This is a genomic window from Candidatus Binatia bacterium (assembly GCA_029248525.1).
GTDB lineage: Bacteria > Desulfobacterota > Binatia > UBA12015 > UBA12015 > UBA12015.
Genome location: JAQWJE010000016.1, coordinates 19,067 through 42,560 on the forward strand (window position 1 = coordinate 19,067; position 23,494 = coordinate 42,560).

Annotated in this window: 17 protein-coding genes; 12 read left to right on the forward strand and 5 right to left on the reverse strand. The window is 60.1% G+C overall.

Going from position 1 to position 23,494, the window contains the following annotated elements; all coding sequences use genetic code 11:
• The first annotated feature begins 1 nt into the window (after position 1).
• The 5 genes from P8K07_04540 to P8K07_04560 all read left to right on the forward strand — a co-directional run bounded on the left by P8K07_04540 (position 2) and on the right by P8K07_04560 (position 4,367).
• The gene (locus tag P8K07_04540) at positions 2-487 is read left to right on the forward strand and encodes a YajQ family cyclic di-GMP-binding protein (GenBank protein ID MDG1957790.1); all 486 of its coding nucleotides are present in this window, start codon (positions 2-4) and stop codon (positions 485-487) included.
• A gap of 99 nt (positions 488-586) precedes the next feature.
• The gene (locus tag P8K07_04545; protein MDG1957791.1) at positions 587-1,012 is read left to right on the forward strand and encodes a TraR/DksA family transcriptional regulator; all 426 of its coding nucleotides are present in this window, start codon (positions 587-589) and stop codon (positions 1,010-1,012) included.
• A gap of 29 nt (positions 1,013-1,041) precedes the next feature.
• On the forward strand, positions 1,042-2,325 hold the full coding sequence (locus tag P8K07_04550) for a DUF4147 domain-containing protein (protein MDG1957792.1): 1,284 nt from the start codon (positions 1,042-1,044) through the stop codon (positions 2,323-2,325).
• Positions 2,326-2,541: 216 nt separating this feature from the next.
• On the forward strand, positions 2,542-3,654 hold the full coding sequence (locus P8K07_04555) for a homoserine kinase (GenBank protein ID MDG1957793.1): 1,113 nt from the start codon (positions 2,542-2,544) through the stop codon (positions 3,652-3,654).
• An 89-nt stretch (positions 3,655-3,743) separates the two neighbouring features.
• Positions 3,744-4,367, forward strand: coding sequence for a DUF4136 domain-containing protein (locus P8K07_04560; GenBank protein ID MDG1957794.1), 624 nt, complete (start codon positions 3,744-3,746; stop codon positions 4,365-4,367).
• Positions 4,368-4,376: 9 nt separating this feature from the next.
• Here the strand turns inward: P8K07_04560 and P8K07_04565 are convergent, their stop codons facing one another.
• A complete protein-coding gene (locus P8K07_04565; GenBank protein MDG1957795.1) occupies positions 4,377-6,140 on the reverse strand; it encodes a TolC family protein in 1,764 nt (587 codons plus the stop codon).
• A gap of 265 nt (positions 6,141-6,405) precedes the next feature.
• Here P8K07_04565 and serA point away from each other — a divergent pair, with 265 nt between their 5' ends.
• From serA to P8K07_04600, 7 genes are all read left to right on the forward strand, one after another.
• Positions 6,406-8,013 (forward strand): phosphoglycerate dehydrogenase, encoded by a 1,608-nt coding sequence (gene serA, locus P8K07_04570; GenBank protein MDG1957796.1) that lies wholly within the window; start codon positions 6,406-6,408, stop codon positions 8,011-8,013.
• A 16-nt stretch (positions 8,014-8,029) separates the two neighbouring features.
• Positions 8,030-9,322 (forward strand): adenylosuccinate synthase, encoded by a 1,293-nt coding sequence (locus P8K07_04575; GenBank protein MDG1957797.1) that lies wholly within the window; start codon positions 8,030-8,032, stop codon positions 9,320-9,322.
• 68 nt (positions 9,323-9,390) lie between these two features.
• Positions 9,391-10,329: an ABC transporter ATP-binding protein gene (locus P8K07_04580; protein ID MDG1957798.1), complete on the forward strand. Its 939-nt coding sequence runs from the start codon at positions 9,391-9,393 to the stop codon at positions 10,327-10,329.
• On the forward strand, positions 10,326-10,958 hold the full coding sequence (locus P8K07_04585) for an ABC transporter substrate-binding protein (GenBank protein ID MDG1957799.1): 633 nt from the start codon (positions 10,326-10,328) through the stop codon (positions 10,956-10,958). Before P8K07_04580 ends, P8K07_04585 begins: the two co-directional genes overlap by 4 nt.
• Positions 10,955-12,055 carry an ABC transporter permease gene (locus P8K07_04590; protein MDG1957800.1) on the forward strand — a complete coding sequence of 367 codons (1,101 nt, stop codon included), beginning with the start codon at positions 10,955-10,957 and terminating at the stop codon, positions 12,053-12,055. The genes P8K07_04585 and P8K07_04590 overlap by 4 nt, the downstream gene beginning before the upstream one ends.
• A gap of 24 nt (positions 12,056-12,079) precedes the next feature.
• Positions 12,080-13,531 (forward strand): TolC family protein, encoded by a 1,452-nt coding sequence (locus P8K07_04595; protein ID MDG1957801.1) that lies wholly within the window; start codon positions 12,080-12,082, stop codon positions 13,529-13,531.
• On the forward strand, positions 13,528-14,367 hold the full coding sequence (locus P8K07_04600) for a glycosyltransferase (protein ID MDG1957802.1): 840 nt from the start codon (positions 13,528-13,530) through the stop codon (positions 14,365-14,367). Before P8K07_04595 ends, P8K07_04600 begins: the two co-directional genes overlap by 4 nt.
• A 10-nt stretch (positions 14,368-14,377) precedes the next feature.
• Here the strand turns inward: P8K07_04600 and P8K07_04605 are convergent, their stop codons facing one another.
• From P8K07_04605 to P8K07_04620, 4 genes are all read right to left on the reverse strand, one after another.
• Entirely contained in the window at positions 14,378-14,509 is a 132-nt protein-coding gene (locus P8K07_04605) for a hypothetical protein (protein MDG1957803.1), read from the reverse strand.
• A gap of 9 nt (positions 14,510-14,518) precedes the next feature.
• On the reverse strand, positions 14,519-15,292 hold the full coding sequence (locus tag P8K07_04610; GenBank protein ID MDG1957804.1) for an enoyl-ACP reductase: 774 nt from the start codon (positions 15,290-15,292) through the stop codon (positions 14,519-14,521).
• Between the two features lie 123 nt (positions 15,293-15,415).
• The gene (locus P8K07_04615) at positions 15,416-15,769 is read right to left on the reverse strand and encodes a hypothetical protein (protein ID MDG1957805.1); all 354 of its coding nucleotides are present in this window, start codon (positions 15,767-15,769) and stop codon (positions 15,416-15,418) included.
• Positions 15,766-23,331, reverse strand: a complete 7,566-nt coding sequence (locus P8K07_04620) for a right-handed parallel beta-helix repeat-containing protein (protein ID MDG1957806.1) — start codon at positions 23,329-23,331, stop codon at positions 15,766-15,768. The genes P8K07_04615 and P8K07_04620 overlap by 4 nt, the downstream gene beginning before the upstream one ends.
• Positions 23,332-23,494 lie beyond the last annotated feature (163 nt).

A 23,494-nucleotide genomic window follows, 5' to 3' on the forward strand; every position in this document is an offset into this window, starting at 1 on the left:
ATTGCCATCATTTGATGTGGTTTCGACCGTAGATATGCAGGAAGTCGCAAACGCGCTGCAGCAGGCGCGTCGCGAAGTTGAGCAGCGTTATGATTTCAAGGGCTCGAACACCGAAATCGAGCAGGATGACGAGGGGATCAAGATTACCTCATCGGATGACTACAAGGTGACGGCTGTGGTCGACGTCCTGCAGACCAAGCTGCTCAAGCGCGGCGTGGATCTCAAGTTTCTGGAGTACGAAAAGGCCGAACCCGCGGCCGGCGGTCGGGCTCGTCAGGTGGTGCGCATCCAGCAAGGACTGGACAAGGAGGCTGCCAAGGAGGTGGTGAAGGCCATCAAGGCGGAAAAGCTCAAGGTACAAGCGCAAGTTCAGGATGATCAGGTCCGTGTCACGGGGAAAAAGCGCGACGAGTTGCAGTCGGTGATGGCCTTGCTCAAGGGACTCGACTTCCGTCGCCCGCTCCAATTCGTGAATCTGCGAGATTAGGAGTTTCGGGCCGAAATCGCAGACCGTTGACATGAGAGGTCCTGACCCCTAATGTTCCGCGCCGACTGAGTTTTTTTTCGAACTCAAGCGCACGGACTTATGAGAAAAGCATTTCTGAACAAGCAGCAAAAATCCCTCCTCGAGATTCGCGGGCAGGTTCTTGTCGATATTTCGGATGACGCCAAGCAGGGTATGGGCGCGGAAAAGGACGATGGTCGAGATACCTATGACCTCGCCAGCGACGAGCGTGATCGCGATATCGGCATGATTCTTTCCAATCGCGATCGAGACAAACTCGCCCAGATCGATGGGGCTCTGACCCGGATCAACAAGGGTTCCTACGGCATCTGCGAGGAATGCGAGCTCGATATCGCCGAGGATCGCCTCAAGGCGCTTCCTTTCTCCCGCCTCTGCGTGATTTGTCAGGCGGACAAGGAGAAGGAGGCTCGCCAGACCCGTCGGCCGGACGAAGAACGCAGTTACCGCCGCATGGGTGGTGGCGAAGGCGACGAGGCGGGCGAGTAGCCGAATCGGGCGAGGCTCCACCCGCCGGGGTGTCGGAGCAGTTGTATGCGGATGTCACCGCAATTTTCGAGGCCGCCTTGCGAGGAGTCGATCCTTTCCGGCTGGTGCGGGGTTCTCTTCGGGTAAAAGAGGGCCTGCTTGTCGTCGGCAGTCCGACTCGAGGAGCCGTGCTTCCCCTGCGGAGTCTTTTTGTTGCCGGTGCCGGAAAGGCGTCGGCCGGGATGGCGGCAGCGGTGGCCAGTCGTGTGCCGGAGGCCCGCGGTCTTGTCATTCGGCCACCGGGAGGAGCGCCGAATCCCTCCGGCGGAATCAGGCAATTTGAGGGGAACCACCCCACGCCGGGCATGGAGAGTTTCCACGCGGCGGAAGCTTTGCTCGAGGCCGTGGCGCGGACCCCCGAGGATACCGACGTTCTGTTTCTTCTCTCGGGCGGTGCGTCGGCTCTTCTCTCCCAGCCTTGCCCCGGAATCTCACGCGACCAGAAAATGTCTTTCACCGAGCAGATGCTGCGCGCAGGTGCGCCGATCGGTCTTTTGAATCGCGCGAGGATGCGTCTGTCCGCCCTCAAGGGAGGGCGTTTCCTCGACAGGGTCGCCCCCCGCCGCGTGACGACGTTGGCGCTCTCGGACGTGCCGGGTGGGGCGAGGTGGGAAATTGGCTCGGGCCCGACCTGCTCGCCACCCAAGCGAATTTGGGCCGAGGACCTTCGCCCGGAGCTGCGGCGACTTCTTGGTGGTGAGGCACTCACGCCGGAGTTGGAGCAGCGGATGGGGCCGGGCGTGTCGCCTGCTGGCAGCGATTCGCCGGGGCCGTGGTTGTCGATCGGGGATAACACCCGAGCCCGGCAGGCTGCAGCTCGCGAGGCCAGACGTCGGCGCTACGGGACGCGCGTTTCCCGCTATCGTCTCCGGGGTGAAGCCTCGGTCGCGGCCGATCAGGTGCTTGCGGAGCTCGCAATTCAGCCCGAATCTGTCTCCTGCGTCGTTTTTGGGGGCGAAACGACAGTCGCGGTAGGGGATGCCTCGGGCTCCGGCGGGCGCAGTCAGGAGCTCGCTCTCGCGGCGGTCCCGGGGCTATCTGGGGGCGGATGGGTTCTCCTGGCGGCCGGAACTGACGGAGTCGACGGAGTCAGCGGGGCGGCCGGGGGCGTTGTTGGCCCAGGAACGTTGCCGTTTTTGGGCTCCCGCGCGGTGGCTGCGGGCCTGCGGGCGCACGATTCTGCAACGGTACTGGCAAAGGCGGGCGGACTGCTCGTGACGGGCCCGACGGGGACGAATGTGGGTGATCTCGTCGTGGCCGTGCGTTCGGCTTGAAAAAACAACGTTTTATAAATCTTGACCGTGTAATTTGAACGTTTTATGAGTTGACAAATCTCGCTTAAAATACTAGCGTCCGAGTCGATTCAGCAGGGGGTCGTGGTTTAATCCCGGATTTTCATGGAGGAATATCGATCTTCCTGAAGGCACAGAGCTCCCTGTAGAATGTGACGTATTCATTTTCAGAAATCCCGCGCGGAAGGGTCACGACGCATGCAGCAAAATCTCCCCGACAAGAAGGCCATGGCCGAAATGCTCGATGGTTATGGCTTTGGACGGATCCAATCAGTCGCGGAAGCGCCGCAGCCCTGGGCGCCCAATACCAGCGGGAGGCGAGACGTTCTGGTCGCAGCCGGTCGTCGCAAATACATTGTGCGCTTCGAGGCCGCTCGCCCCGAGGTGGATTTGCGGCGCGAGGTGGATTTGCAGATCTTTCTCAACAAGAACGGTTTCCCGTGCCCGCAGCCGCTTCCGGATCGTAATAGCCGTCATCTGAAATCCGTTGGTGACGAGGTGGTGGTTGCCTATCGGCATATCGACGGGAGAGTTCGGAATTCCGAAGACCTCACACACGCCCAGATCGAGAATATCGGGAAGTCGCTCGCCGAACTCCATGTGATCGGCAAGGGCTACAAAAAGGGTATCGACTCGCGGTTCAGCTACGCGCGAGTTGCTGAATCTTACGGTCAGATTCGCAACGGCTTGCCGCCCTATTTCAAGAAGATCAAGCGGACATTCGATGAAGAGGTCGAATATCTTGGCGGTTATCTCGAGGGAAAACTCCCCAAGGGAGTGATCCATGGCGAAATGCTCGACGAGGGAATCCTTCTCAAGGGTGAACGTCTCGTCGGGATTCTCAACTTCGGGGCTGCTTGCCGAGGCAAGCTGATCTATGATCTCGCGTGTGCGATCAATGCCGTCTGCTTTATCAAGGGCGCCTATGATCTGAAGCGATTCGAAACTCTGATTGCCGGCTACGAGCAGGTGCGGACGCTTTCGCTGGCCGAATGGGACGCATTCCCCAACGAATTGCGCTTCTCCGCCTTGCGGTTCTCGATCGCCTTTCTGGTGGACCTGGCACGCAGGCCCGATGCCGAGGATTGTCTGGCGGCGATCACCGAAGAGCGCGTCGGACAGAAAGACCCCGAGGCCGCCGTGACACGCAAGATGATCGGCTTCGAGAAATACCTTGCCCGGCTGCAGATTTTACGCCGCGAGCGCGATGGCGGCATGGAGCCCCTGCTCCTCGCGATGGCGACCGGCTACGATTACCGACGCTACCAAAAAGTGAAGGCGACCACGCGGGCGGCCAAGGCAATCAAGTAGGTTGAGGTTTTTGTGGTCGACCGTATTGGTTGGCCCGGATTTAGCCGGTGTCACGATCCTCTCGTGGCCCTCCGGCTTGAGGGGGCAGTATGGCTAGGAACCAGAAAAGATTTCTTCTGGCATCATTGATTTTAGTTTTCGCGCAGGCCTGCAGCGGCCCGATGGTTCGCGTCGATTTCGATCCCGCCGAAAACTACGAGGCCATGAAGAAATGGGCCTGGCTGCCGGCCGGTGAGAGTGATCCGAAAAACCGCAAGGAGCGCAACGATCTGATTGAGCGTCGGATTCGATCAGCGATCAGCCAGGACATGACCAGCAAGGGCTACGCCAAGGCCTTCACCGACGATGCTGATTTTCTCATCGCCTATGACACCGTCGTCGATCAGAAAACTTCGGTTACTTCGACCCCGGGCTACGTCGGCACCAGCATGGGAGCTTATCCCGGCTATGGATACGGCAGGGCCGCCTACTCCCCCTACGGCTATGGCCGGTATGGCGGTTATGGCTACGGGGTCGCCATACCGCCCCAACAGACCGTGCGCAGCTATGACGAGGGGACCCTGATCATCGATTTCCTCGACCACCGCGACATGAAGTTGTTCTGGCGTGGCTCTTTCTCGGCGAAGCTCTCCCGCCATCCCACGCAACAGTCCACGACCGACACGATTCAGGATGCCGTCAAGCGGATTCTTGCCAAGTTTCCCCCGGAGTGAGCGGGTGGTCTAGAAAGACCACCAGGGAAAGTCCGTCTCCCCGCGACCGGCGATCTCGACGTTATAACGATCGAGGATCGTGCCTTGCGAGCGTTCGAAGCGCGCCAGCGAGTTGTTGTAGTCGATCACTGAGCGAATCTCGGCGAGCTTGGAAGCCGCAACGTCGTTCTGGAACTTGAGAAGGTCGGTGGTAGTGGCCATCCCGACATCGTAGCGTTTCATCTGGTTGCGCAGGTTTTCTTCGCTCAGCTCGCGAGCCAGACGCGTTGCCGACATCCGTTGGACATCGGACTGCACATCGCCGAAAGCCTGACTGACATCGAGAGCGACATCGGAGATCTGTTGGCGATAGCGCGCCGACATCTGCTCTCTCTGGATCCGTGCCTGACGGTAACCGGCTTCGGCGGCGGCATTCCCGATGGGCACCTCGATTCGCACCCCTGCGGTATAAGAGTAGTAGTCCCCGCCGACCATTCGATCGAGTGCTTTGCCATAGCTGCCGGCGAATTGGTCGTTGTAGGGCTGGCCAGTAAAGTCGTTGATGCCCGGACGGACGGTGCCGCCGAGACCGTTGAGGCCACCGGCGCCATAGACGTCCAACCGAGGCAGAACCTGGTTCTTGTTCAGGGCGACCCGCAGGTCGCCACCCCGGACCGCAAGACGAGAAGCCTCTATTTCCGGTCGCTTTTGCATGGCGACCTCGATGGCGGCGCCGAGTTCGGGAAGTTCTCTGGGGGAATGGGTGGGGGCTTCCACCGGCTGGACGCGTCGGGGGAAGAATTCACTTTGGCCCGGCAGGTACACCATGTTTTGGAGATTACGTTTGGCGTGCTCGAGTATATTCGCTGCGACGATTACGTCTTCGTTGCGGCGTGCGGCCTCGGCTTCGCTTTCCTGAACCGCAACGGGCGGCAGGACGCCGACGTCCACCCGGGTTCGGTTGTCCCGGACGGTCTTGAGGGCCAATTCAAAGGAGCCCTGCAGGACATCGAGGCTCTCTTCCTTGAGCACGACATCCCAATACGCGCGGATAACGATGGTGATGAAATTCGCGACATTGGTCCGGTAGCCCTCGACGGCTGCATCCGTCGACGTTTCGGCCAGCCGGATGCGCAAGGTTGAGAAATACAGGCCGAAGTCGCGCAGCAGCGGCTGGTTGATGGTCAACGAGGCCTGCGGTGTCAGGGTTGGATTGAGATCGAAGAAGGTGTTGTCCGTGGTGAACTTTCGGTTGGTCCATTGGGCTTCGATAAAGGCGCCTGTGCGGACCATCTTCCGCACCGAAAGATCCCAATTGGTAGAATACTGCTGGAGAACGTTCGCGCCCTGCAGAAGGCTCGATGAGGGCTCGGCCAATCGGCCGAAATTTGCATCGCTTCCAAGGATCGGGTCGAATTGAGCAGTGGCTGCCAGAATCCCCTGCTCCTCGAAAAGCGGTTGAAGGGATTCGCTGAGCAGTCGGGGGTTGTGAGCCAAAGCTGTCGTGACCACCTCGCGTAGCGTCAGGCGCGCTGGTTGCAGCGGGTTGCCCGGAACGACCGGCAATCGCTGCTCGCGTGCGGGATATTCCCACTGCGAGCTGAGCATGGCCCAGACCGACGGGTTCTCGATCAGCGCGGCCTTTTCGGCCGCGGTTGCCCCGGCAATCAGGCCGGATGCGGCGAGAGATTGATTCTCGGACTCGGCGACTTCAGCAGCAGCAACTGGCGAAGCGAGCGCCAGAATTGCAAGAGCCGTTGCCCCTCGGACGAGACGTTTCCATCGAAGTTGCATGGTAACCACACTTTTTCGGGTATCGGCGCCGGACGGGGATGTCAATTTCAGCGAAACGGCCGGCAGGTAGCGCGGGGCTCTGGGCGGCTCTGCCGGGCGATCTCTTGAACGCCTTTCGGGGTCTGTTAGCCAGTAGGGTGAGGAACCGATCGGCGTATTCCTTCGATTTCATCTACGGTTCCGAACCCCCCTCGCCGAGGGGGGCACTCTCTTTCCCGCGGCTGGCGAACGGCCTTGCAAGTCTTTTGAGGTTCATAAAATCGGAATGTCATATCGCGTTCTAGTTTCGGACAAATTAGCCCCCGAAGGGCTCGAAATCCTGGCATCCCGGAAGGATCTGGAACTGCATGATCGGCCCGGTCTGTCAGCCGAAGAACTGCTGGAGATCATTCCGGAATTTGATGGGCTGGTGATTCGCAGCGGTACCCGCGTGACCGCCGAGGTGATCGCGGCCGCGACCCGTCTCAAGGTCATCGGTCGAGCGGGAATTGGCGTCGACAATGTGGACGTACCGGCGGCCACCCGTCGCGGCATCGTGGTCATGAATACCCCCGGTGGCAACAATACGACGACAGCCGAACATACGATTTCTCTGCTGCTCTCGCTCGCGCGACATATCCCGCAGGCCTACGCTTCGCTGACCAACGGCAAATGGGAGCGCTCCAAGTTCACCGGGATCGAAGTTGCGGGCAAGACGCTGGGCGTGATCGGTCTGGGGAATATCGGTCGGATCGTTGCCGATCGCGGTGCAGGGCTGTCGATGAAAGTGATTGCCTACGATCCCTTCGTGACGCCTGAGACCATGCCGCTGGATGCCGAATTGGTCTCCCTCGATGATCTCTACGCACGTGCGGATTTCGTCACGGTGCACGTGCCGATGACCAACGACACGCGAGGCCTTATCGGGACCGAGGCTATCTCCAAAATGAAACCCGGCGTGCGCATCATTAATTGCGCTCGCGGTGGGATCGTGGACGAGAGCGCTCTGGCCGAAGGAATCCGTTCCGGCAAAGTTGCTGGCGCGGCGCTGGATGTCTTTGTCGAGGAGCCACCGCTGGGGAATCCGTTGTTGGAAATGCCCGAGGTGATCGCGACCCCGCATCTCGGTGCCTCCACGGGCGAGGCGCAGGTGAACGTGGCCATCGCGATCGCCGAGCAGGTATCGCACTATCTCGAGACAGGTGCGATTACCGCGGCCATCAATATGCCGGCCCTCACCTCCGAGCAACGCGAGGTTCTGGGTCCGTACCTCGAGCTGGGAGAACGACTCGGCTCGTTGGCCTCGCAGCTCGCCGCGAACGAGAAGGGTGCCGGTGCCGGGACTCCGGTGAAGGTCGGCATCGAGTATCGTGGCGACGCCGCTGACCTCGGGACCAAGACTTTGACGGCCGCCATTCTGCGTGGACTTCTGCGGCCGATTCTCGGAGACGATTTGAACTACGTCAGCGCGCCGGCCGTGGCCCGCGAGCGAGGCATCGATGTTGAGGAAATTCATTCCTCGAAACGAAGTGATTTCCGTAATCGAGTTTCCGTCAAAGTCGAGTTCGCCGGTGGTTCCCGCCACGATGTCGCCGGGGCCGTCTTTGCCAGCCGGTTCGGTCGAATTGTGAAAATCAATGATTTCTATCTGGAAGCTGTACCCGAGGGGATCATCCTGATGTTGCAGAACCGGGATGTTCCCGGAGTCGTCGGGAAAGTGGGCACTCTCTTGGGGGTCAATGGCGTGAATATTGCGCGCCTCGAGCTCGCTAGCGACGGGGATAGCGAGATGGCCGTTTCCCTTTTTCACGTCGACGACGAGGTTCCCGAAGAAGTCCTGGAACAGCTCCGCGGTGCTGCGGAAATCGTATCCGCTGGCGTGATTCGTTTCTGAACGGAGGCAAAGATCAATGTCGAGCCTGGTGATTGTTGGCACCCAATGGGGTGATGAGGGAAAAGGGAAGGTCGTTGACCGCTTTGCCTCCCATGCAGATGTCTGTGTCCGATTTCAGGGCGGCAATAATGCTGGCCATACTCTGGTTGTCGGCAAGGAAAAAACGGTCGTTCATCTGATTCCGGCTGGAGTTCTTCATGGGCAAACAGTCTGCGTGCTCGGGCCTGGCGTCGTCATTGACCCCAAAGTTCTGGTTGGCGAGATCGATGGCTTGCAGGCCAGAGGCTACCTGAGCGAAACAGCTCAGCTCCGGATCGACGAGCGGGCGCATGTCATTCTCCCTGTCCATCGCGCGCTTGATGCGGCGCGAGAAAAAGGCGCCGGCGCCGGCGCGATCGGCACCACGGGCCGCGGCATTGGCCCGTGTTACGAGGACAAGGCCGCCCGCCGCGGTGTGCGTATGGTGGATTTGATCCAGCCCGAGTTCTTCCGCGAAAGAGTCGCCGGGATTCTGGCCGAACGGAATCTGCTGCTCGAGTCCTATGGTGCAGAACCGCAGTCGGTCGATGCGATCTGTGACGAGTATGCTGCCTACGCCGAGAGACTGGCTCCGCATATTACGGATACCGTGTCCTATGTCGCTGCCGAAAGTCAGGCCAATCGTCGCATCCTCTTTGAGGGGGCTCAGGCCGCCATGCTCGATATCGACCACGGGACGTATCCTTTTGTGACGTCCTCGAATACGCTCTCGGGAGCCGTAGGTACGGGTGGCGGCATCGCGCCGCGCCACCTCGGACGTGTTCTCGGAATCGCAAAAGCCTATACGACCCGCGTCGGGGCAGGGGCTTTCCCCACCGAACTCACCGACGAAACCGGGGAGCGCCTTCGCGAAGCAGGTGGCGAATTTGGCGCCACCACGGGGCGACCTCGTCGCTGTGGCTGGTTCGATGCGGTTGTCGTGCGTCAGGCCGCCCGGCTCTCCGGTCTTTCGGGTATCGCGCTGACCAAACTGGACGTTCTATCGGGATTAGGAAAATTGAAGATCTGCGTCGGCTACGATTGTAAGGGGACTCGCTTCGATCGAATGCCGGCCAGCGTGCAGGGACTGGCCGAGGCTCGTCCGATCTACGAAGAGATCGACGGCTGGACGGGTGATTTGTCGGGGGCCCGTGCGGTCGAGGACCTGCCCCGCGAGGCACGCTTGTATATCAAGCGCATCGAGGAGCTCACTGCGACGCCAGTGACCTTGATCTCGGTTGGTGCGGAACGAGACGAGACAATTTTATTGCGGGACCCCTTCCCGGTTTGAGGAGTCGGGAATCGCGATGGCTGCGACGTCCCGATCGGATTGACCGCTCGGGAGGGGACGGTTAATCGATGACTATGGCCGCCGCTGTCGTCACAGAGGAATTGCGTCGCACCTACGACGGGCGCGAGGCCGTTCGGGGTATCTCCCTGACGATCCCCGAGGGGGAAATTTTTGGCCTTCTGGGTCCGAATGGAGCCGGAAAAACCACCACCCTTTCGATGATTTCGACCCGCATCCGGCCCACTTCCGGGGACGCATGGGTGTGCGGGAAGCACGTCGTAAAAGAGGTGCACCGCGCCCGCCGTTTTTTGAACGTAGCCCCTCAGGAAGAGGCTCATTATCCCACGTTGACGGCGGAAGAGAACCTGCAGTTTTTTGCTCGGCTCTATGGCGTCCCGACAGCCAAGCGTGGGGCCCTGGTTGAGAAAGCGCTCGCGGTTGTCGAATTGCAGGGGCGCCGGCATGACCGCGTGGGCACGTTTTCGGGAGGGATGCGTCGCCGGCTGAATCTGGGTTGCGCGCTTGTCAGTGGGCCTCGTGTGGTTCTTTTGGACGAGCCAACTGTGGGCGTGGACCCTCAGTCGCGCGCTCATATTTTCGATGCTGTCCGCCGCTTGCGTGAGGAGGGACTCACGATCCTCTACACAACGCATTATCTCGCCGAGGCGGAGGAGCTTTGTGACCGCATTGGTGTGATTGACGAGGGGAAGATTGTCGCTCTGGGTACGATTCCCGAGCTTTTGGCCGGCTCACGGACGCGCGAGGTCGTCGAGCTCCGTTTTCCGATGGGGATGACGTCACTTCCGATTGTCGAGAATCATCCCGAGGTCGAGAAGGTCGAATTTCACGGTCCTCTGGTGCGTATTTATGCTCGTCATGCGCAGCCGCTTCTTGCAACGGTCTGCGCTCCGGGCGCGCTGGCGGAAGAGCTTGTGCAGATCAAGGTCACACCTGTCTCTCTGGAAACCATTTTCATGGAAATTACCGGCAAGGAGCTGCGCGATTGATAGTTCGAGTCACGGAAATATTGCGCAAGATCAAGTTGGTTTGTTTGTTCGCATGCTTGACGGTTTCCCCGGTTTCGGCGGCCGAGACCTATTTGGTCGAAGGGCCAATGCGGCATACTCAGGAAATCTTGCAGAGTTCCAATACCATCGTCACCGGTCCCGGAGATCGCGATGCGAAATTGATCAAGCTGAAGGTTCTGCTGCGGGACTTTCTCGATACCGATGCGCTGGGCCGGAGATCGATGGGCAAGCACCTGGAAGGGGTGAGTCCCGAGCAGGAAGCCCGATTTCTTTCGCTATTTCGGGATCTTTTTGTTCGGACCTACGTCCAACGGCTGCTTCTTTTTGATGTGCCTGAATTTGCTTACGGCGACGAGCGAATCGTCGGCGATACCGCGGAAGTCGAAACAGAGATCGTCACCGACCGCGATCGCTTCGGCGTGGACTACGATCTGCGCAAAACAAAAGACGGCTGGGCCGCCACGGATATCCGGATCGAAGACGTCAGCCTCGGCGCAAACTTCCGATCCCAATTTGATCGCGCGCTCTCCAAGGATTCTCTCGACGGATTACTCGACCGTCTCGATCGTAAACTTCACGGAAAGAAGCCTCCCGCGCCCAGCCAATGATTGCGGTCTTCTGGAAAGACCTTCGCCTGATCCTGCGGGATCCCTGGGCGCTCGGTTTCGCACTTCTGGTGCCGATTTTCGTGATCACGGTTATCGCTGCCGCCCTGTTTTCCAGCGGCGATGATACACCACGCATAACGATTCCGATCGTGGATGAAGACAGAGGGCCTGTGGCCGGAGCGTTCCGGAAACTCCTCGGCGAGCATGCGATTGTCGAGGTCATGGATCGCGAGCGCGCCGAGAATATGGTCGCGGTGCAAAACCGTGCGCCGGCAGCGCTGGTGTTCCCCCCCGGTCTGAGTCGGCGCTATCTTCAGGGGCGACCGAGCGTGGTGGAACTGCTCACGGACCCCGCGGAACCCGAAGGAGTGCAGGCGGTCAAGGTACTGCTTCTGCTGATGGACAAGGAAGCGGCAGCTCTCGCCGATCCCCTGACCGACGATATGATGGTGATCGAGGAACGTAACCTCACGGGAAACCGCACGGCGATCTCCGATTTCGAGGCGAACGTGCCCGGCTTCACGATCATGTTCACGCTTCTGGCGATCATTTTTGGTGTGTCGATGGGGCTGCATGAGGAACGGGAATGGGGGACTCTGCCCAGATTGCTGGTAGCCCCCGCAGGCTTCACCTGGATTCTATGCGGGAAATTAGGTGCGCGTTTTGTGCTCGGGTTTGGGCAATTGGTCCTGCTTCTGCTTTGGGCCCATTTTCTCTTTGATGTGTCTCTGGGCCCGTCCGTGAGCGGTTTTCTCCTGCTTTCGGCAATGATCGTCCTTGGCTGCGTCACGCTGGGGTTGGTGGTGGGCGGGATCGCCCGGACCCGGGAGCAGGCACAATCGCTGGGCTTGGCCGCGATGATGATCTGGTCGGGGATGGGTGGCCTTTTCTGGCCGCCGGATATGATGCCGAATGGGCTGCGACTGGCTGCCGAGGGGTTTTTTACCACTTGGGCTATGCGGGGGATGAATGATCTCGTGCTAAGAGATCAGGGGTTGGCGGGTATCGCAGACACGCTAGGTGTCCTTTTTATATTCGGAGTCGGGACTCTTCTGATCGGTCTCTGGATTTTCAGGGTACGCCATAGCGCGCGTTAGGACGACGAGTTGGGCGAACACGGAATGTTTTCGAAAGGCGACAGGCAGCGAGCACTTGGAGCGGCGATGGCCGTGGTCCTCTGCCTTGTCTCGGTCACGTTGGCCTCGGCCGCACCGATCGATACCGAAGCCCGCGACGTCCGTCTCGAGAAGCGTTCCTTGCCTACATGGATTCGAGGTGCTCTGGCTGCTGCGCCGGAGATGGTCGTGGCGCGGAGCGAGGTGACCATTCGCGAGAGAGGTCTGGGGACGGCTCAGGCGGCGCGATTTCTCCCCGAGTTTCATGCCTTGAGCTTGTCGGGGGTCAGCAAGCGGGCCCGCGGCACTGTGAATGCGCCATTGGATACCGTCGATACCAATGCGTACGGACCGTTTACCCAAGTCGAGGTTCAATTCGTTCAGCCTTTGTTTACCTGGGGGAAAATCACCTCCAATATCGAGGCCGCTGCGCGAGCGGTGGACGCACAGATGGCGGCCGGCGAGCGCACCGGGAACGCGATTGTCGAGCAAACCAAGGAACTTTACTTCAACATCCTTCTTGCGCGGACCCTAGGGGGGATCGTGGCCGAGACCGCGAAGGGGTTTGATGACGCCCTCGAGACGGCACGCGAGCGCCGTGAGGACGGGGATGCGGATATTACGGAACTCGATATTCTCTACTTGCGCGTCGGGCGCGCAGAGATCAAGAAGCAAATCCCACGACTGGAAGTGAGCGAGCGCATCGCCCTGGAGGCGCTGCGAATTCTTGCCGGGGAACCCCGTCGGGATCCACTCGATGTCGGCGAGCGCTTTCTCGATCCAGTGCCGGCGAAGGTTCGGGAGTTGGCTTATTACGAGGAGCAACTCTTCTCGCAAAGTCCGCAGTGGAAGCAGCTGCAGTTTGGCATTGAAGCCAAGTCCAGCCAGCGAGATGCCCTGGAGGCTGACTACTACCCAAGCTTCTTCCTCAGCGGGACGTTTGCCTACAGCTATGCCCCCAAGCGGAAGCGACAGCTGAACCCCTTCGCCTGGGACCAATTCAACTATTTGCGGGGGCCCGGTGGTGTGCTCGGGATTCGTTGGCCGCTCAATTTCCATCTTACCGAGGCTCGTGTCTCGGCGGCGCAGGCCGAAGTGGAAAAGCTGCATGCGGAGAGTCGCCGCGCCCGCTCGGGGCTGGAACTGGAGCTTCAGGAGGCCTACGACGGAGTGACGCAGGCTCGCGAGTCGCTGGAGGTCCTCGAGGACGGGCGGAAGGCAGGGCGCGCCATCCTGACCTTGTCGGTGACGAACTTCGATATCGGTATTGGGGACGCCTCCGAGATCCTGCAGGCTTTGGGGAATTACGCTCGTGTTTCCTCAAGCTACTACGACAGCGTTCGCCAATACGATATGGCTTTGGCCAAGCTGACGCGGGTCACCGGCGAAGAAGTGATGGTGCTCGAAGGAATTCTGCCCGGCTACCGTTGGGTTGCCGAAGGAAGTCGTCGCGAGTGACGGTGGACTCGCCGGCGGGCGCGGTGATTGTCCCGGCCTACCTGCGCCAACCGGAGGACGTTGCGATTCTGGCAGGAACGCTCGGCGACCTTCCGGGATCCGTACGCCGGTGCATTGTGGTGGCTCAGGCCGGGCCGGAAGGCTTGCCTCCATTGCTGGATTTGCCCTCGGATCAGCGTTTGCGCGTGGTGCGCCTGCCGGCGGGAGTCGGGAAATGGCCGGCTTTCGCAGAGGGTCTGGCGCATCTCGACGGTGACGAGAGCTGGGTGGCCGTACTGGATGCCGATGGCGCATTCCCCGGACATTGTCTGGAGAGTCTCGCGGCTCGGATGGTCTCCGGGCCGTTCTCTCATGTCATCGGTACACGGCCACCTGACGCGATCGACCTTCGGGCACCCGGGACCGATGGGTCGCGTTTGCGCATTCATCTGGAAGCTTTTTCCAATACCTTGGCGTTGCTCACGCTGGAGCGCAGCACCGATCCGGCGTTTCGGAATGCAGACCTCCAATGCGGGCTTCATTTGTTCGAGGCGGGTCGTCTGCGCGGCCTGGAACCTGCTTCCTGGCCGTTTTACGGCGGGGAGTTGCAGCTCTTTCACGATTCCCTGCAGGCCGGTTATACGGTTGGTTTCGCACCGATCGACGTTGCGGAAAACCCGGTTTCGACCTACCCCCTCGAGGCCATTGTCGACGGCCTTTTTCAGCTGCCTTTTCTGGCGACCGCGGATGCGAGCTTGCGTGAGCGCGCGCTTGCGGAGACCCCGATCTTGTATCCGGACTGGCCGCTCGATCCGGCCATGCTCGTTGCGGATCTCGAGCCGCTCCTGTCCCGTTAGGCCTTGCCTCTCACGCCAGATCGTCGAACTCGGGGGGGACTCGCTTTTCCTGAGGCTCGGGCTCGGCCTGGGAGAGTTTCCAGACAAGGCCCAACCCAGCAATGAACCCAATCGAGAGTAAAGTGATTGCTAGTGTGGCCATATGACTTCCTCAGACTCCCAGAATGCTCAGGCCGGCATCGACCTTCAGAACTTGTCCCGTGATCCCGCTGCCGCCGTCCCCGGCCAGAAGGGCACAAAGTTCGGCCACATCCTGAGTGGAAATATTTCGACCCAGCGGGGACTTGGATTCGGATAGCTTGAGCATATCACGAAAATTACGGATCCCGGCGGCACTTAACGTTTTAATCGGTCCGGGGCTGACTGCATTGACGCGGATATTTTCCGGACCGAGGTCGGCTGCGAGATAGCGGGTCGCGGATTCGAGGGCTGCCTTGGCGACACCCATGACATTGTAGTTGGGGAAAACGCGCTGGCTCCCATCGAAGGTCAGAGTCACGATCGATCCGCCACCAGCGGAGATCATCAGTGGACGCGCACCGCGTGACAGTGAAACGAGGGAATAGGCGCTGACGTCGAGCGCAAGGCGGAAGCCTTCGCGGCTGGTATCGACAAAGCGGCCCATCAGATCCTGACGGTCCGCAAAGGCGATGGCGTGGATCAGGATATCCAGCCCGCCCCATTTCGCGTCGATCGCCTCGTACATCGCGGCTATCTGGTCGTCCTGAGAGGCGTCGCAAGGCAGAACCAGATCGGCCCCGATTTTATCGGCCAACGGCCGCACACGCTTTTCCAGGGTATCCCCGAGAAAGGTCAGGGCGACCTGAGCCCCTTCGGCGGCGAGTTTCTGCGTGATGCCCCAGGCGATGCTGCGTTCGTTCGCGACTCCGAGGACGAGGGCTCTTTTTCCTTCCAATGACGGCATACACTGGTTATCGCGGAAACCAGCCTGCCATTCAATTTGGCGTCACTCGGTGCGCGGTTTGCCATCGTGGGGTGCGAGCCGGATACGAGGCGATGCGGCCTCGGGGCGCGACTTTCCCGGGGTTCAGCGGGTTTTTCGGTAGGTAGGGTCGGGCGGCATCAGGCGCTTCTGCTTGCCGCGTCCTGCATAGATGGGCTTGGCTTTCTCGTAATAATAGCGCCCGCGACGATTGTAGGCTTTGCCGCCGCGGGGTTTTGCCGTGGGGTCGGGGACTGTGGCGCGGAGTGTCGCCGGTTGCTTCAGCCGAGGGTCGGGGATCGGCGGCCGCCGCATGATGCGACCACGTTCCTTTTGCGTTCGCTTGACCCGAAGGTTCTTGGGGTCGCCCACGCGGCCGCCAGCGGCTGTGCTCACAACGGGGGCGAGAAGAAAGGCCAGCGAGATTGCCAAAGCTGTGAATTTTTTAAAAGAGATCATTGGTGTACTCCGAGATCTGCGATGCCCGTATCGGGGGCTCCATGCTTTGCCTGCGTCGAGCTCTGGTCGACACCAAGTGCGGAAGCCTCATCTGATCCTTTATCGATCGCTGGGCTTCCAAGCGATAGCGAAAGATCATCATCGGCCCAACCGATCCCGCCCGCGATGCCGTCGGGGCCCTCCGGGTCGCGATAGAGTGGGTCCGAATTCGTCAGTATATCCGGGGAAGATGCGGCACTTTGGGGGTAAATATCCATCCGATTATTGCCTAGAAGAAGGTGGTGCAATGAGGACGCTTCGCCCGCGCGTGCCCTCATATGGACGCCCCAGCCCGCGTGCCCGGTCACGATCGAATCGCGAAATTCCAGATCCGGGCTCCGCCGCAAGGAGATGCCGGTTCGGCCAGCGCCCTGAATCGTTACGAATTCGATCAGACCCGAGCTTCTGGACATTCCGATGCCGCCACGCAAGCAGGCCGTCACCTGCACATTTCGAATCAGAACCTCGGTGGCTCGAACTCCATAAATTCCGGTGCGACGACAACCGCTTAATGTCACCGAGTCGATCGTTACGCCGGGGTTTCCGCGCAGAGTGATTCCGTCACTGCGGACGTTGGTGATGCTGAGATCCTGCAAATGAATATTTTCGGCTTGCCGATAGAGGCTGATGCCGCGCCGCCCGCCATCGATCGCCAGGTTCCGGATCTCTACCCGGGCTGCTCGGACCCGGATCGCATCGCGTCTGGAATCGGGCTTGAGTGTCGTCGAGCCCAGAGAGTCACTGCCGAGAACGGTGACGTCCGATACCCGGATATCCATGGCCTCATTCCAAACGCCGGCACCGATGATCAGAGTATCTCCGGGCACCAATTGGCGCAGCGCGTGCCGTATCGTAGCCCACGGCGTTGAGGCATTCGCCGCCTCGATGCGGGTATATTCGTCATTGCCGATAGTGGCATCGACATGGAGCAGCGCCGATGTGCTGGCGTCTCGCCATTGAATGGCCGCGAGAGAACGCGCGCCGTTTGCATAATGATAACCGAGGTCCGCCATGCCGAGGTCTGGTGTGCCCGAAGCCGCGGTGGTTCCGGTAAGCCCGAGAAGGAGCGCCTGATCAGAGCCGGCATCCACGGCCAGACTTTGGATGGTCTGCCCGGATCCGATCTGACTCAGCCGGAAATCGTCATCGCGCCAGGCTGCGCCGCCCAGAGTACCATCGACGCCAGCGGGGCTCAGGAAGTGCGGGTTGACCCAGATATTTCCCGTACAGCTTTGGCAGAAAAGAGCCTCGTCAGGCGAGATGGCCAGAGCCGGATCGGACGGGTTCCAGAACCCATTATGCTGAAGGACGACGTCCGAGTTTTCAATCTTGAGACCGATACCGATCGCGTCCGTGATGAGGTTGTCCCGGATGGTCCCGGCAGAGTTTTCCAGGCGAAGATTACCAACCGCGTTGTTTGTGATGGTGTTGGCAGCCACGAGGTTATTCTCGGAGATCGGCGGCACATCGTCATCGCTGGCACTGCTATTGTCCAGAGAGATCCCCCACTCGCCGTTTCCGTATACGAGATTGTTTTCCAGTTCGATCCCGGCCGAACGACGAAGTTTGATGCCGGCATAAAGGTTGCTGGCGGCGATTGTATTTTCGATGCGGATACCCTCGGACTCGAAAATACGAATGCCGTCGCCATTTGACTCGAGAACGATGCAATTTCGGATCCGTAATCCGGTGGATCCGGTCAGAGCGGAGATCCCGGTCGAGGCGCCGCGGATCCGCAGTCCGTCGAGAGTGATATCTTCGGCCTCAATCGTGAAGCCCGTGGTCGGTTCCAGTGCTCCTGTTTCGGTATCTTTCTGCGGTAGCGGTTCCAGGACAATGCTATCGGGTGTTTCGGCCTTGATCGTAATTCCATTTCGCTTGATCTGGACGGACTCCCGATAGACGCCCGGCAGGAGAATAATCGTATCGCCTTCTTCGGCCCGGCTGACCGCGTAGAGCAGGGTGGCCCATGGGGTCATGGGGTTGCGTGCGGTGGCCGAGGTGCGCGGTTCGTCTTCGGTCCCGTCCGATCCGAATTGAGAGCTTACAAAAAAGGTTCCGCGCAAGCTGGCGGGATCGAAGGCGGCGCTGCTCGGAACCGCGATCGCCAGGCTGGCATCTGCATGGAATCCCGGATCAGCGACGCCAACATCGGGTGCGCGATCAATGCTTGTTGATCCATCGATGCCGGCCGTGATCGTTTCCGCCGATCCGCGGTCGATGACAAGACTGTTTCTGCTTTGGCCGGCGCCGATATTTGAGAGGAAAAAGCTGTCGTCCAACCATCCGGAACCGCCGAGATGTGCATCCGGGCCGGCTGGATCGACGTATTTGGGGCTGTGCCCGATATAATCCCAGAAAAAGATATTCTCGGAATCGTTTTCGCGATCGCGGTCGCGTTGGTTGAAAGCGAAGGCATTATGATGCGCGAAGATCTCCTCGCCTTTGAGGTAGAGCCCCAGATCCTGTTGATTCGAAATGATATTATCGCGGACTTCAGCGCTCGCACCTACAATGCGAATTCCATCGTTGTTGGCATGTACCGTATTGAAAGCGAGAAGGTTGTCGGTCGAATTGGGAAGCGTCGGCTTGGACTCGGATCCTGTTTCGTTGTCGACCGAGATGGCCCAGCCGCCATTGGTATAGATCCGATTGTTTCGAACAAATAGTTTGTCGCTGCGCAGCAGGAGCAGGCCTGTCTGGCCTGCATTGGTGACGACGGAGGAGTCGACCCAGACGTCACTGCTGTCCTCGACCTTGATGCCGGTCGTCTCGGCATTGACGGAAGCTACCTGGCGAATCCTCAATCCGGTGGTGTTTACGGCCTTGAGCGACTGCGCGCCTCCCTCGATGGTGAGGTTCTCGATCGCGACGTGATCATGGCCTTCGATGCTGATGCCCAGTTCGCCGCTTGGGGGAAGCAGTCGCGTGGCCCCCGGGGTCGTGCTGCCAAAAAGACGGATGCCGGCGCTCTGGATGCTGATGTTCTCGCTATAATCGCCCGGGGCAATTTCGAGGCTGTCGCCGGGGGCAAGTTGGCGAACTGCGTAACGGATTGTTCGCCAGGCTGTTTCGGAATGGATCGCGTCGCCGCTCGGGTTGGAATTGTCGCCGTCAGGCGCCACCTTGAATACGGCACCCGTCCCCGTGATTGCACTGAAGGCAACAGTCGTGGCTGGCTGTGCTTGTGTGCTGGTGGCATCTCGGTGGTAGCCCAGATCCGCCCGCCCCAAATCGAGGTTGCCATCGCGGGTGACGCTTCCCGAGATATCGGCCTCGACGCTGTCGGCGCGCGCCGATCCGCTGTCGAGGAGCGCGCTGTTTCGGGCGTCGCCGGCCGCGATGGAGAGAAGTCGATAATCGCGAGCGAGGCTGTCGACGAAATCGGGTTCTCGGGAGAGGTTCGACCAGCGTCGCGCTTCCTGTCCGGATGCTTCGTCGAAGAGCGAGTTTGGACCGAATATATTATTATGGTGGACATCGACAGGCGCGGTGTCGGTCTTGATGCCCGCGCCCCCGGCACCCACGACAATATTATCGCGGACGCGGCCGGTGGCGTTGGCCAGTCGAATCCCGCCCTTGACGAATTGAGCCACCGTATTGAAGGCTACCAGCGTGCCATGCACGACTGCGGCCCCCTGAGCGGTATCCACCTGAATGGCCCAGTCGCCTGATGCCGTGACGAGGTTATTGCGTATATAGAGACTCGGGCTGTCGGTGCCGTAGATGCCGCGGGAGGCAGCACCATGAACCTTGTTGCTGTCCACGATTCCTTCGCTGCTGCGGGTGATCTTGATGCCCGTATTCGTAGGTTCGACGATTTCATTCGATCGAATCTGAAGACGCTCCGCCCGGTCGGCGCGAATCCCGTACCGCGCGTTCTCGATCCGGAAGCCCTCGATCGTGATATCATCATGCTCGACCAGGAATCCATTTTCGCCCCCCGCCATGATGGTCACCTGAGGGTCGGCGAGGAGGGTCACACCTTCGTTCGATGTCTCCACGGCTTCGTTGTAGGTCCCGGCGCTTACCCGGACAGTATCGCCGCTGCGAGCACTATTGGAGCGCAGCGCTTGCCCGATCGTTTTCCAGGGACTTGCCGGGTCCATCGCCTCGAGGACATGTCGCTCGTCGTCGCCGGTTGCGGCATTGACGAAAAAGCCACGCACGAGATTCGACGGAGCATCGCCTGGAACGGCGATCGTCGTACTGCCCGTGGCGTTCGCGTGGTAGCCAAGGTCCGCGATGGCCTGATCGATTACGCCATCGACGCGCGTGGTGCCCGAGATATAGGCCTCGCTGGTGGTGCCGGAGCCGGCATCGATGGCGGGGCTTTGCGCGGTATCGCCGGCGGCCAATTGTTGCAGGCGGAAATCTCCAGCGTCGCTATCCCGGAAGAGTGGGTCTTGGGAGAGGTTGGCCCACCCCACGGGCTCCGCATCCGAGGACGTATCGTACCCTCTGGGGTTCGCGAACACCAAATTATGGTGGAGAAGAAGCGGTAGTGTGTTTGTCTTGATGCCTCGTCCTGAATTCGATGTGACGATATTATTGCGTATCTCGCCGGTAGCGTTCTGGAAAGCAATGCCGCCATGCGCCGTCGTTGTGCCGTTGCCATGCACGGTATTGGACGAAACCAGATTTGCGACGTTGGTGAAGGCAGCGATCTCGCTGCGAACGCGTATGCCCCATTCCCCACAATCGGTGACGAGGTTGTTATGAACCCAGTTTCTGCCGCCGCCCACTGTGCCATTGATTTCGCTGGTCTGCACCGCGATGCCGTCGAGTTTTGCTTGCCGAACGATGGACCCTTCAACGATTGAATCATAGGTGTCCCGGAGCACGATGGCCTTGCCCGAAATTTTCTCGCTTCCGATGGGAGCCTCGACGAGCAGCGATTGCAGGTGGACGCGATAGATCGAGCGGTCGCTGTCTTCGGGCGCAACGCGAACTCCTTCCAACGAAGCGCGCACCGTGAGTCCAACAACATGAACATCGTCAGCTTCGACTCGAATGCCGATCGCTCCCGGCGGGGCGTCAATGACACCAGCGCCCGGGGTCGCGCTTTGCAGAGTGACGCCCGCGGTCTCTATCTCGACAGCTTCCTCGCAAGAACCACCGACAAGCGAAATCGTATCTCCGGGGACGGCCTGTCCCAGCGCCTTGCCGATTGTCGCCCAACCATCCCAGGCACGCCCGGCTTCCCACCGACTGCGCTGATCGTCTCCAAAGCGGCAGTCTACAAAATAATGCTGGTCGATCGGCAGGGGAATGGCACTGATATCGTCGCCGAATATGCCACTATTCTGGTGAAAACCCGGGTCGGCCATCTCCTGATCCGGAAGGCCGTCCCGTCGCGTGGAGCCGCTGATGTCGGCGGTCCCGATCGGGGCGCTGCCCCGGTCGAGCAATAGGCTGTCCTGAGAATCGCCCGCTGCGATCTGTTGGAGTCGGAAATCACCCGCGAGACTGTCGACAAAACCAGGGTTCAGGCTGCGATTGCTGACCCATAGGTCGAAACCGCTGGGCATAATATAATTGTTCTGTCCGGTGGTGCCGTTGTTCCAGGAGTTGTTGTGGTGGACGAGGCTGCCGGCGCCCGGGTCCGAGACGCGGAGACCACTGAGGCTTTGGTCGGCAATGATATTGTCGCGAATCTCGCCCTCGGCGTTGTTCAGGCGAATCCCTTGGCGGTTGCCGACGACTGTATTGAAAACGATCAGATTCCCGCTGGACAGTGGCGGCGGAAACGCGGTCGAGTTGGGGTCGTTCTCAAAGTCGATTGCCCATGAGGCCTGATCGTCAAGGCTGCCGCCGGTAATCAGATTGTTGCGAACGGTAGCGTGGCTGGTCAGCCTGAGCTGGATTCCGCGCCCCCCGGCACCCACGATCTGGTTGTTTTCGAGAATGATCCCCTGCCCATGACGAACGGTGATGGCATCGAATTGGAGGCCGGCGTCCGGACGTCCTTCGATTTGAAGATTCCGCAGAGTGATCCCGGTGAGAGTCTCGTCGTCTTTTGTGGGGGCGGCCAGAATGCCCCGGTGATCGCTGAGGATGCGCAGGCCATCGAGCGTAATGCCGCTGTTCTGGATCAGAAACGCATTGGTGCCGGAGGGGCCTATGACCGTCACCGAACCCGCGACGTGAGCCTGCACGGTGATATCGTCACGGTCAATCTGGATTTCTTCGGTTGGCGAGCAGGTGCCCTCCTGTACGGTGACGATGTTCCGTGGGCCGGCTCCGAGCACGCCGCGGCGAATAGACCGCCACGGAGTCGCCGGATTCCGAGCAGTAGCTGCATTACGCGCATCATCTCCGTCGCTGCAGTTGACGAAATATTCCAGACCCACTCCGGGCGTGGGGGCGGGCGTGGGGGCGGGCGTGGGCGCCGGGGTGGCTGCGGCGGGCGGTACTCCTGTCGAGGCGGACGCCTCGACGTGCCGGCCGAGGTCGGCCAGGCCTGTATCAGGCGCGAGGTCGGTCCGGATCGAACCGTTGATATCGGCCACCGAAACCTCCGCGTCACCCGCATCGATGGCCGGGCTGTTTGCGGCGACACGATAATCTCCGTTCCCGGCAAACAGCGGGTCCGCCTCGATCAGATTCCAGATCAGAGGCTCCTGGTCGGTATCGAAATCGATGGTCAGAGATTGTGCCCAGATCAGGTTGTGGTGAATGAAGGTCGGCGCGGTATCGACTTTGATCGCACGACCGGCATTGCTGGCGAGAATATTGTTGCGGATCTCGCCGGTCGCGTTCTCGAATCGCAACCCACCATGCGTGGCGAGGACACCGTTTTGTATGACGGTGTTGAAGGATGCGAGATGGTTGGTTCCGGGGGGGAAGATCTCCGAGTCTCCGCCATCCACCTCGATGCCCCATTCCTGATTCTCGGTGACGAGATTGTTGCGCACGTAGGAGGGTGCACTTCGTTCGATCAAGATTCCCCGAGAGCCATTATTGTGGGCCTCGGTGTTTTCGACGCGCACATTCTGCGAGTTGGTGATGTGAATTCCGTTTTTGGCGGCATCGCGAATGATGCAATTGCGGATGATCAGTCCGTTGGCGGTGTCGGCTCGCAAGCCATGGCGACCACCACGAATCTCGAGGCCGTCCAGCGTGAAATCTTCATGTTCCACATAAAGGCCCGCGCTGTCCGCGGGGGCTTCGAGAATGGCCCCGGATGCACCTTGCAAGGTGATGCCGGCATAGGCTGATTCCAGCGATTCGAGATACAAGCCTGCAGCGACGTGGATGGTATGCGGCCCGCCGCTGTTTTGCACCGAGCGCAGGGCATGCCCTATGGTGGCCCACGGTTGCTCAGGGTTCTGCGCCTGCAGCGCTGTGAAGCTGTCTGATCCGGTTGCGCGATCGACATGGAAATCCAAAGCCAGCACCGTTGCCGGCATTTGCAGGCCGAGGACCATCCCCACCAGGATCGCGATCCGCTGCAGGGGCTTTCGGCACGAAGGCCTGTCATCGGGGCTTTGCCCTGCCTGTATTTGCTCCAAATTAAACACGTTAATGAAATCTCGACTGAATCGTTTGACGCGGTAGTTTTCCCGGAATTCGTAAATATGCTCGGGTTTTTCGAGAAATCGGGAGACTCATGCCCGGAGGCGATGAGCCCCCCGTTCTCGACTAGCCCTGGTAAATTCGGGATTTTGCCGTCCGCCCACGGTC